A 12,646-nucleotide genomic window follows, 5' to 3' on the forward strand; every position below is an offset into this window, starting at 1 on the left:
CTTCTCCAGCTCAACTCTGTTATCACTGACTATCATAACCAGTGCTTTTAATTATTATGGGGTTATTGGCGTCTCTAATTCATCTAACCAAGCTTTAAACTCTGGTTCAATCGGGATCCCCTCAGACAACCTAATATTTTTCGTTTGTGACTCTATCTCACCGGGCAATGTCGCTAAAGGAGAGTGAGCTCTTGCCTCGCTTATCAGCCCATCAACTCTAGATTTAAAATCTTGACTGTGACCAAATAGACTTGGGTTGATCACCAAAAAAAAATGCGCTACTTCTCTTGGTTTATCATAAGGTTCACTATATAAATGGCTGAGCTCATGGTCAAAAGGTGCACCACCTAATACGGCAGTCAAAATCTGAACCATAAAGCCTAGCCCCTGCCCTTTGTAACCACCAAGAGCTTGTAATGATGACACCTTTTGGCTCTGCGCACTTTCTTCACCACTCTCATCTCTTGCGCAACCAAATGGTATCTCTGCACCTACTTTTTGCCAATGCTTTACTTTTGAATAAGACACCTGACTCGTTGCAAAGTCGGAGTGAAAGGCCTGCTCATGAGCCGGGGCACTAAAGCCAATGGGGTTAGTGCCAAGCAATGGCTCTTTGCCGCCAGCCAATGAAACTAATGCATCACTATTTGTTAAGCTAATCGCAATTAATCCTTCTTTTGCAGCTTGTTTTGAATAATTAATTGCCGCACCAAAATGGTTAGAATTTTTAACTACAATCGCACTTAGCCCTTCACGTTTAGCCTTATCGATTGCAATCTTAATTGCATATTCCGCAGCGATGATCCCATTGGCACCGCCAGCATCAATTAAGGCAGAGACGGCACTCTCATTTTCAACTTTTATATGAGGTTTAGGGTTCGATCGCCCTCCCTCAAATTCTTTCACATATGTTGGAAACAATCGAATTCCGTGTGTATCGGTTCCGTCTAGGCTTGTTTCGGTCAAGTGCAATGCAATAACACTTGCATCGTCTTCATTAAGTCCTAACGATACAAATTTATCGATCATCAATCGACGAATATGGTTTGCTTGAATCGTAGAATTAGTTGCTTTCACTTTTTTGTATCCTTTGTTTTAGAAAGCCGGCTAATCGCTTTACTGCTTCAGTCAAATTCGTGCCATCTAAGTTACTAAATGCCAATCTAATTGCCCTGCTGTTGTACTCTTCATCCAGAGAAAAAAAGCTCACTGGCATAATAATTACACCGAATTCCTGTGCGCATGTATAAACGTCTTGCTCAGAAACAGATATTGGTAGTTGCAACACGATGAAAAAGCCACCTTGAGGGATATTCCAAGTAATATTCTGGTCAAAGCTAAGATGCGTATCTAATGCTGCCACAATCGCATCTCTTTGACGCTTATAGTCAGGCAATACTTTCTGAACACCTGGAAGCAAACTAACTTGATTCTGAAGTAAGTAGCCACCCACAACAGCTTGACACACTTGGCTAGTATTTACCGAGATCAAACTTTTCAATGCGACAAGCTGAGTTCTTTTATCACTCGCCCCTTTTGGTACAACCAAATAACCGACACGTAACGCCGGACAGATCGATTTGGAGAAAGAACCTATATAATAAACGATATTATGTTTGTCTAAAGACTTCATTGTACGTTCTTTATGCTCCAAATAGCTAAACAAGCCATAAGGATTGTCTTCTATTATTTGTAAACCAACACGAAAACAGAAGTCTAATAATGCGCTTTTTTGCTCTTCAGTCATGTTATACGCAAGTGGATTATTAAAGTCTCCATTTACATAAATTGCTTTGGGATTAAATCCCCGAGACTTAACCGCCTTGATTTGCTCATCGAGACAGGATGAGAGTTCATCAGCATTAAATTTGGTGGTGAAATCATATGTAATTGGAAATACAGCTTTTCCTGTCGCTTCAACGAACCCTGATAGCCCAATATATGAAGGGTCAAATGTCAGAACACAATCATTGGGGTTTTTAAGCTCATTTAGGCACCACATAGTGAGCGCTTCTTGGCAGCCATTCGTCACAATGATATCTTGTTCCTCTGCATCAATTGACTCGTCATTTTTTAAATGCACCGAGAGTAAATCTCTTATGATCCCTGCACTCGGTCCATACTGCAACAACAGCGTATGTGCCTTTTCAAGTGTTATGTCTAGTTTATTTGCATAGTGAGACAAAAATACGTTTTTGCACTTCTCTATATCGATTTGCTCAAAGAGCTTTTCACTAGGCCTGCCCGAAGCCAACGAAATAGCATCGGGAAACACTGATGAAACTTCATTCAAAAAGTTCATTACTTCCAATTGTTTCATGCATATTTCCTAATATAAATCATTCGACTCAAGCTGTTCGAATAAGTTGTTAACATTTTGGTCTTCGAAATTAAAGTTCCCACTGCGCTCAATAAGCTCGTACATCATGCCTGTATTCTCGTCACGCTTGGTAAAAGATTGTTTTAACCCATCTGCTTTTAATACATCTGTAGCAAACTGCATCCCTTTGTCGATCAAGTCAGACCTTACCGTTTCAATATCTTCACAAGCAAAAGCAATGTGCTGTACACCCGGTCCATATTTATTAATATACTTCTCAATTTGAGAGCCTTCGCTTGTCGATACAAGCAATACAACAGAAAATTGCTCTGAAAATAATACAGCAGATCGCATGCCGCTGTTTTTTCCTGCCGTATCCCTTATAGAATCTAACCTGAACCCTAAAACATCTGTGTGGTATCTAATTGCTTCGTCTAAGTCAAGAACTGCTATCGCAATGTGATCAACAGTACCAAAATTTGATAGATTGTACATGATTATTTTACTCTTTCATTGCTAATTATCGTTATTGGCAGGCTGAGGCCTGCTCACTTATTTTTTCGCCATTCCCTTATCAATCACCTTCGCTACCAAGCCTGCATATTGATAAGACACTAAGTCCCAATGCCCTGATGGAGTCTCAAATACCTCCATCTGCGCATTTGAAATAGATTTCCAATCCTCAATATATGACTCTTTATCTGCTCGGTGCAGAGGCACTACAAGTTGCACTTTTATGTCTTTAGACAAAGGTAGTTTTGGTTTTTGTGCCATTGAATAATGGACAGAAAACTCAATATGCTTTTGCAAATCATTTACTGTGTTATAACGCTGTTCGCCGGTCTTCATCAGTGCAGTAACAACTTGACGCAGTGCCTCATCATTACTAGGAGCACTATCAATAATTTGCTCAAACTGCTCAAAGTCTTGCTTATTGCCTTTCAACACATTCCGAATAGAACTTTTCAATCCATCAATATAACTCACATTGACAAATTGTTCTGGCTGAACACTATCTAACATGGTGACTGATAGAACATCGCTACCTTGATACTTGAGTAAAATAGCAACGTAATATGCCAGAAGGCCTCCCATTGACCAGCCAGCCAAATAATAAGGCCCATTCGGACAAACCTGTTTGATTGCTTCCAAATAATGCTTTGCTATTTCCACTACATTTGTAAAACGCATCACAGGCGCTTCATCGTGTACAACATTGACACCATATATATTCAATGTCCCTGAGAAATACTCCGCAAGGTGCGTGTAACAGTGGCTATTGGCGAGAAATGGAGGAAAAATGAAAAGGTTCCTTCCATTTTCAGCCTTAGATAATTGCACTATTTCTAGCTCTCGACCTTTCTGCTGTTCTGACCCTTCCAGCTTTTCTGCCAATAACTGTATCGTTATATTTTGATATATGTCTTGCATACTAATATCGTAAAGAAGTTCATCTTCAATCTTTTTCAGCAGTTTGATTAGTCCTAAAGAGCTACCTCCCAGCTCGAAGAAGCTGATATTTCGAAATATCTTCGAAGGTTTTAAGCCCAAAATATCGGACCAAATAGCAGAGAGCTTAATTTCCATATCAGACGAGGGGGGCTCCATTTCCACCTCAAATTGCTTTTTAGCAAAGTCGGGTAAATTTTTGTAGTCAACTTTGCCATTAAGTGTCAAAGGCCAGCCTTCAACCTCTATAATCTGATTTGGTAACATATATTGAGGTAAAACATAGCTTAAGTCCTGTCGGATAATTTTCCCCCAAGCCCTGTCATTCAAAGTTGTCTCACGCATGAGACCCAATTTGACATACGCCGTCAATTTATATTCATCGCTTTGAGATTTTGTGCAGGTGACAATTGCCGAGTCGATATACTCTAGCAGATTAAGCTTATTTTCTATTTCTGAAATCTCTATTCTGTATCCATTTATTTTAATTTGCTCGTCAATACGCTCTATAAATTCAAGGTTTCCATCTTGAAGATACCTAACAAGGTCACCCGTTTTATACAATTTGGCCACAGAGCCTGCTTCTGCAGTCAAACTATCAGGGGTCGTAATAAACTGCTTTTGTGTCTGTTCAGGGTTATTTAAATACCCATCAGCTAAGGCATTTCCACCAATATATAATTCTCCGATGGCACCATATGGCAACATCGCTTGGTGTTTATCTAAAACATACAGAGCAGTGTTACATAAAGGCTTGCCAATCGGTACTATGTCATCTGGAAGCTGCGCATTATTCAATCTATAGACACAGCATCCAACAGTCGCTTCCGTAGGACCATATTCGTTAAATATCAATGCGTTAGAAAAAGCATTGCGTACCCATGGCGCGATACAGTTATAAGTGAGTTGCTCTCCACCAACAACAACACAATGTTGAACCTGTGGAAAACCGTCACATGACCCCTCCAAAAAAGGCTTCATGGCGTTTAAGTGAGATGGCGTCAGCTTAAAGAGTAGGTTTTCGTTTGTATTTTTTATCAATGCATATAACTTAGATATCTCATCAGGCCCCTCTTCAACAAGTTTAACAAAGCCACCTGATATTAAAGGCACTAATAAAGAGGTGAGCGTCGCATCAAAGTTAATTGAAGTGCTTACAACTGAAGCCACCAAATCATCATGCCAATAAGTCTCTTGTGCTGCCGTCAAATAGCTTGCCAATGCCTGATTAGAGACTGTCACGCCCTTAGGTTTACCTGTTGAACCCGAAGTAAACAAAGTATATGCAGCCTGCGCTGTGCATACTTCTACGGCACTAAATGCATCTACTTTTACTCCTAAGTAATTCTGTTGCTCTAAAAGCTCAACAGGACAGTCTAGGTCACTAAATAACTGTGCGCCGAATTGATCGCATAATACAGCAACCGCACCAACGCTTTGAGCGACATAATCTGCTCGGCTAATTGGTTGGTCTACTGCTATAGGTACATATGCTCCGCCCGCTTTGAGCACGCCTAATATAGCGATAACCAAGTCCGTTGAACGCCTTGCACTAATAATGACGCTTTCAGTAGGTTTTACGTTTAAACATTCATTTAAATATTTCGCCAGCTGTGATGAACGCAGGTTCAATTCTTCATAACTGATGTATTTACCTTGAAACTCCAAAGCAATTGCATGAGGTGTTTCGATTGCTTGAGCTTCAAACAACTCATGAAAGCATCGTTGAGCATTTGGACTTTGCTTTACCTTTTGGCTTTGTAGGTGCTCAACTTGCTCCGATACATCAAGTAACATCAAATTATTGAGTGCTTGCTCCCGCAAATTCACCAAGGACAGATTATTAATTAATGTTATTAAATAACCACTAAACTGCTTTATTTTACTTTCAGTAAATAAGGCCGTATCAAACTTCCAATTAATCTGAGCCGTATCTTGAAAATCATTAAACTCAACTTCAAGGTCAAACTTGACTGTCGTTGCAACTGCAGATTTAAGTGGTTTAATACTTGGCCCTGTAAATGAGCTTTCTGTGGGTGGATTGCTTTGTAGACCATAATTTGTGTTGGTCGTGAGCATAATTTGAAATAGCGGGGAGAATGATTGTTCATGAGGAATACCCAGCATTTCGACTAACTGTTCAAAAGGGATATCAAGATGACTTTGGCCATCGATATGTGTCGCGCGCACCATCTCGAAGTACTCTGCAACTGTTTGACCAGCCACTTGAACTCTCAGAGGTAAGGTATTAACAAAGAAACCAACTACTGGTTCAAGATCTTCATGTTTTCTGTCCGCAACTGGCGTACCTACAATGGTGTCATTTGAGTTACTAAATCTAGCAATAAATACTGCAAATAACGCGTGAAACAACATGAACGGAGTTAAATTGAATTGCTTGGCTACCTCATGAAATGCCTTGCAAGCTGAGCCAGAAATTGATGATTCAACTGTAGCACCTCGATTGGATTTGACCCTAGGCCTTGTAAAATCAATGGGTAAATCATGTAGCTTTTTCACATCTGCTAATTGAGTACGCCAATAATCTTGTTGAACTTGTAGTTTTTGCTCACTCAGATTTTCTGATTGCCAATGGGCGTAATCAATATACTGAAGTTGTAAAGGTTTCAAAGGAGATGAGTGGCCATGTGAGAAGGCATGATATAAAACACTAAACTCCTGCATTAGTAACTTAACAGACCAACCATCTGAAGCAATATGATGGATGTTCAATGCCAATACTCCAGCACTTTCCGAGCCGCCAATATAAACACCTCTTATCATCAAGTCACTTGCCAAGTTAAATGGCTTCTTAAAGTCTTTATCCAATATTGACTTAATTTTTAAAGTCTGTTTTTCCTCATCAAGCTCAGAAACATCATGACATTCAAGTTCAAATACCACATCAGTACGGACATACTGAAGCGGTTCTCCTGCTTCAGTTATATAATTTGTCCGTAAAATATGATGCCTTTGTATTATCTCGTTCATCACTTTGTTCGTGACAGTCAAATCTAAACACCCAGACACTTCAAACACTGTCGGCAAGTTATACTCCGTGCTTTTGCCATTGAGCTGATCCAACATCCAAAGCCGTTGTTGAGCATGTGACAAAGGTGCTCGGCTTAAATTGCTTGGCTTTAAATTAGAGAGAGCTTTTGCGTCATCAACTTGGCTTTTACGAGATAATAGATCAATAATTTCTACTTTATATTGCCCTAAAAGCCCTTTAATTTGAGCATTCATCGCGCCTGGTTTTGCTTTAAATTTCAATTTGCCATCTTGAAGAAACAAATATATTTCCTGCTCATTCACAACTTGCAGTAGGTCTTTGACATCCATTAAATCTCACCTTCTTCTAGCTCATCGACATTACACAAAGCACTTTTATCGACCAATTGATTTGTCAAAAGATCTTTCTCAATATAATCAGCCATATTCTTTAACACTGGAGCAGTAAATACATCCTTCACTCCGATATTGCTGTGTTCAATACCAAACACCGCCTTCACCTTTGTTATCAGTCTCACCGCCAGAAGTGAATTCCCGCCATTATGGAAAAAATTATCCATAACACTTATCTCATCAATCGGCTTTTGTAAAAGCTCAGCCCAGATAGACACCAACTGAATCTCAACATCTCCATCTGGCGCTATGAAGTCTACTTCGCTGGAGATAGGTTTAAGCAACAACAGCGCCTTGCGATCCAATTTTCCATGTTCTGTCATCGGCCAGTTATCCACTTGTACAAAGTGTGCTGGTATCATGTAATCAGGTAAAACTGAACGAAGATATCCATAAACTGCATTTAAGTCGATTTGTACTTGATCATTAACTGAGAGGTATGCCGTGATTTCGTTGTCATTAAATTGATTATGTTTAACAAGTGCAATACTGCTATCAACCCAATCTATTTGATTGAGCTGGGCTTCTATTTCACCTAACTCAATACGATGGCCTCGCACTTTTACTTGCTCATCATTCCTACCGATGAATTCAAGTGTGTCTGCGCCTATATAACGGACCAAATCACCAGTTTTATATAGACGGCCAGTCGCATCAGGCCATAAAGTGTTTTCCACAAATTTATCAGACGTTAAACTAGGCTGATTAAAATAACCTTGAGCTAGGCCTGGGCCCCCAATATACAATTCTCCAACACAGCCGTGTGGCTGAATCATATTATCTTTCACTATATAAAGCTGTGTATATTTAGTTGCATTACCTATAGATTTAGTGTTTTCACCTGCATTGGTATTGCACACACTGAACATTGACGCCTCAGTAGGTCCATAAAATTGCCAAATCTTTGCCGATTTAAATGTGTGGGATAACGCCGCAAGTAAATCAGGACTAACTTTATCGCCTCCCGTTGCAATATACTTCAATTTTCCATACTCACTTTGAGTGTTGCGCTCTTTCACTTGGTTAATCCAAAGTGACGCCAGCCCTGGTGTCATATGAATAAAAGTACTGTCTTGTAAGCAACGTTCTAACATAACAACATCTTGTACTACACGTTCTTCTATTAATTTAACTGTCGCTCCCTGAGTCAACGGATAAAGTAATTCAATTAACGAAATATCAAATGAAAAAGATGCAATACTGGGAACAATATCGTTCAATGTGATCGGCAACAACTCCTGCATATAGTCAAAGTGACTATTTAAGGCCAAGTGCTGAACAACTACGCCTTTTGGTTTTCCCGTTGAGCCTGAAGTATAAATCATATAAGCAGGTAATGCTTCGATGTCTTTTATTTCAAGGGCCAGATCATGACTGCTTTGAGCATCTATTATGCACCTTTGTTGTGGTTCAGATAAGTCGATAATGTGCGCCACAGAAGCTGTTTGCAGTGAAGCTATTAACGTATCACATACCAATACACTCAACTCTGAATCCTGCGTAATATGTGATATTCGAGACGCGGGATAATTAGGATCTATCGGCACATAGGTAGCACCTAACTTTAATGCGGCTAATACACTGCTTATAAGTGCCGGGGATTTCTCAACACAAACACCAACCCGATCACCTTTTGAGACCCCTAATGAACTTAAATACCGTGCTAACCTGTTAGCAGATCGACTTAATTCACCGTATGTAATTCTATCATCACCATAAATAAGCGCTGTTGCCGCTGGGTTAGTATCAACTCTCGCTTCAAATTGCTCACAAACATGCTGGCTGTCACCGTTATATTCGACTTTGGTGTTTTGCTTATTAATCTGATTATCAAGCTCTTTGTCACTCAACATCATCAATGAATCAAGTTTTGCTGCAGGAGTAGCAACAATACTTTGCACAAGCCTTACCCAATGCTGCATCATAGCCTGTATCTGTTCATGACTAAACAATGTCTCATCAAACGTCCAAGAGCCGATGATACCCTGCTCTGTTACCTTGCATTCAATATCAATATCAAACTTAGCCACAACCTGCTCTGAACTTAACGGTATAAATTCAACATCAGATAGCGCTGGGGTCTTTACTGGTTCCTCAGCGTCAACACTTAAACTGAACATAATTTGCACCAATGTAGAATGTTGCTTAGTTCGAGGAAGCGCTAACTCATCGACTAACTGCTCCAGTGAAATATTCTGATTTGCATGGGCAGCTAAATGTACATCTCTGACATGAGCCAGGAATGCTTCATATGTCTCCCCTCCACATTGAGTCCTCAACGGCAAAGTATTTACCAAAAACCCGATCATAGACGCAAGCTCTTGCTGTGACCTATTAGCCACTGGCGTGCCGATAACAATGTCATTAGAATTGCTATGCCTTGACAATGCGATGGCCAAAGCGGAATGCAATGCCATAAACAAAGTCGCATTATTTGCCGCAGCAAGCTTCGACAAATCATCTACTTGTAATTTAGGGATCAAGCAAGTGACTTTACTACCTCGATAAGACTTTATGTCTGGCCGCGCATTAATAAGTGGCAATTCATGACATGAAGGCACCCCAGCTAAATGCGATTTCCAATAATTTAACTGCTGCTCATAACGTCCATCTTCTCTTTGCTCAGATTGCCATATTGCATAATCACTATACTGTAGCTTTAATTCAGGCAAGCTCGTTACTTTAGATTCTTTAAAAGCCTGATAAAGAGCCAAAAACTCAGTTCGAAGCAAACCCATAGACCAACCATCAGAAGCAATATGATGCATATTTACAATTAAAACACCACGTTTCGGCGTATCACCTAATGAAATATAAGACGCTCGGATCATTAGATCCCTAGTTAAATCGAAAGGTTGCCGCATATCCTTAGCAACGTGATCTGAAATATACTTTTGTTGCTCTTCAAGCGTCTCTAGATTTAATGAACTCTGTTTGATTTTAAATGGTTGAGGAGCATTTATTTGTTGATATGGCCTACCATGTTGTTCATGGAAAGTGGTGCGTAATACCGTATGTCTTTGCACTATCTCAGACATTGCTTGCTCTGCACAATCTAGATCAAATTCGCCCCGAACCTCAAGAGCAAACTGCATATTGTACTCTGTACTACCCAAACCAATTTGCTCGACTAACCACAGACGTTGTTGCTCACTTGAAAGCGGAATATGTTCGATATCCCTCTGCCTTGCGACAATTTTTCTAGGCGCAGTCTGAACATCATGTGCCATTTTATCTATTAGTGTCGCTTGAGATTGCAATGTGAGATTTTCAAATAGCTGCTTTAAAGCAGGTTTAAATCCAAATAGCTCCTCGATTTGCGCGCTTAAGTGCATTAACGCAAGTGAATTACCTCCAAGCATGAAAAAGTTACTGTTCACGCCTACTTGCCCACCTGAACACTTCAATACCGCTTGCCATGCTACCGCTAACTTGTGTTGAGTATCAGTTTCCAACGCAATAATTTGCTGTTCCACCGGGCTATAAGTCGGCGCTGGTAGTTTACGTTTATCTACTTTTCCATTTACCGTTAACGGCAGTAAATCCAAAAATACCCAAGCCGTCGGATGCATATAATCAGGTAAGCAAGTACATAATAATGCTTGAAGTGCTAACTGCACTTTATCTTGCTCATTGTTTCGTTTACAAACTAAATAGGCAACTAGCTGTTGATAGCCGGTACTATTATCAACAGTCACAACGCAGTTTTCGACTTCATGATGATTGAGTAACTTTGATTCAATCTCCCCTAACTCGACCCTAAATCCTCTAATTTTAACTTGTTCATCCACGCGGCCAACAAAGCTAAACTCGCCATTTTCAAGCCTTTTAACAAGATCGCCGCTTTTATATAGCCTAGTAGTTACGTCACCAATACGCTTATTGTTAAATGCTTTTTTAGTGAGTTCCGCTTGATTTAAATAGCCTCTGGCGAGCTGTATACCACCAATATAGAGCTCACCAACTCCGCCTACAGGCACTTCATTTCCATAGCGATTAAGTGAGATACCAACTACATTTTTTAGTGTTTTACCAATAGAACGCTGTGCTGACTTTATTTCAATGCAAGTTGTATTAACCGTTGCTTCTGTTGGCCCATAAACATTAAATGCTCTGACACCTTGCTGACGTTGAGATAGCAACTGAGACCAAAGAGAATGAGATATATCCTCTCCACCCAGTACTAGATCAGTTTGATAACTCAATTTGCCTTGCAAGTACCAAGCTTCTAATAAGGAAGGGGTACAATCAATAATTCTAATATTATTGTCTTCAATACACGAATTAAGCGCATCTACAGACAGTTTTTGTTCATCCGTAATAATCGTTAATGGTCTGCCAAAACACAGCTGCGTTACCGCCTTCATAGCTGAGTCAAATGCATATGAAGCTACTAGCCCCCAAGCTCCTAAACTCGTATCAGGTAATTCACTCTTTAAGTTTAGAGCTAAATTGATAAGACCACCATGTTCAATCATGACACCTTTTGGTTGCCCAGTAGACCCCGATGTATAAATAACATAAGCCAATTGACTTGCGTCTTGCTCTGCATATTCACCTAAATCATCAGAGGGTGATTGCTCCAGTTTAGCTTGAAGAGAATCTGTTGATATATTGAACTCAATCATCTCTGAATGCAATAAAGCACGAGGATAGCAATCAGACTCACTAACAACATATTTAAGGTCAGCATCTTTTACCATTAATGCCATGCGCTCTTCTGGTAAAGCAGGGTCTAAAGCAACAAATGCCCCCCCTGCTTTCAAAATAGCTAGCATAGCAACAATCATGTTGCATCCCCTAGATACGCATAATCCAACCAATGTTTCTTTTTCAACACCAGCACTTTTTAGCAAATACGCTAATTGGTTTGCTTGATTATTTAACTGAGAAAAGCTCAGGGACTCTGTTTTACAATTCAGTGCGAGTTTATTGGGTGTTTTCTTCGCCTGCTGTTCAAATAAATTGTGAAGTAAGCCTTCATTATGATTTATCTTTTTGGATGAGCCAATTGAACCAAGTTTTTGGACTTCGGCTTCACTAAGCATAGCAATTTCTTGCAGTTGCTTTTTCGGACTATGCCTTAAATTTAGAAGTAACGCTTTGAAGTGTTCAATGACTTTAGCCATATGCAAAACATCAAAGCATAATGCGTTGTAATTAAACTTAATGTGTAATGTCTTAGTTTGTGATACGCGGATAGCAATATCATAATCAGCACTATCAAAGCTCTCAAATTTTTCCTGTACAACAACTGGCTGATCAGTGGAACTACTTTCTACAGGTTCTACTGGAAAGTTTTCATAAGTGAGTAAACTATGAAACAAACCATGATGCCCCAATGTTGAAAGGCGCTGGATCTCTGCCAGTGGTAAATAGCTATAAGACTCTCGCTCAATTAAGTCGCTATGTAGATCTTTTAGCCACGCCCCTACTGTCTGTGTTTCATCAATACTTAACACCGCTGGAACT

General features: G+C 39.8%; 5 protein-coding genes. All 5 read right to left on the reverse strand.

What is annotated here, in order from left to right:
* Positions 1–54: 54 nt before the first annotated feature.
* Positions 55–1,077 (reverse strand): Ldh family oxidoreductase, encoded by a 1,023-nt coding sequence (locus tag QNM16_RS07225; protein WP_284019872.1) that lies wholly within the window; start codon positions 1,075–1,077, stop codon positions 55–57.
* Complete coding sequence (locus QNM16_RS07230) at positions 1,064–2,320, reverse strand: aminotransferase-like domain-containing protein (protein WP_284019873.1); 1,257 nt, start codon at positions 2,318–2,320, stop codon at positions 1,064–1,066. Before QNM16_RS07230 ends, QNM16_RS07225 begins: the two co-directional genes overlap by 14 nt.
* A 9-nt stretch (positions 2,321–2,329) precedes the next feature.
* Entirely contained in the window at positions 2,330–2,815 is a 486-nt protein-coding gene (locus QNM16_RS07235) for a VOC family protein (RefSeq protein ID WP_284019874.1), read from the reverse strand.
* A gap of 57 nt (positions 2,816–2,872) precedes the next feature.
* Positions 2,873–7,111, reverse strand: coding sequence for an amino acid adenylation domain-containing protein (locus tag QNM16_RS07240; RefSeq protein WP_284019875.1), 4,239 nt, complete (start codon positions 7,109–7,111; stop codon positions 2,873–2,875).
* Positions 7,111–12,646, reverse strand: a 5,536-nt coding sequence (locus QNM16_RS07245) for a non-ribosomal peptide synthetase (RefSeq protein ID WP_284019876.1), incomplete at its 5' end; no start/stop codon positions are given. The genes QNM16_RS07245 and QNM16_RS07240, both read right to left, overlap by 1 nt.

The organism is Pseudoalteromonas umbrosa (assembly GCF_030125375.1).
Classification (GTDB): domain Bacteria; phylum Pseudomonadota; class Gammaproteobacteria; order Enterobacterales; family Alteromonadaceae; genus Pseudoalteromonas; species Pseudoalteromonas umbrosa.

Bases quoted from the DNA above. Each gene is read 5' to 3' on its own strand.
- QNM16_RS07230 (WP_284019873.1), bottom strand. From the start codon at position 2,320: ATGAAACAATTGGAAGTAATGAACTTTTTGAATGAAGTTTCATCAGTG.
- QNM16_RS07235 (WP_284019874.1), bottom strand. From the start codon at position 2,815: ATGTACAATCTATCAAATTTTGGTACTGTTGATCACATTGCGATAGCA.
- QNM16_RS07240 (WP_284019875.1), bottom strand. From the start codon at position 7,111: ATGGATGTCAAAGACCTACTGCAAGTTGTGAATGAGCAGGAAATATAT.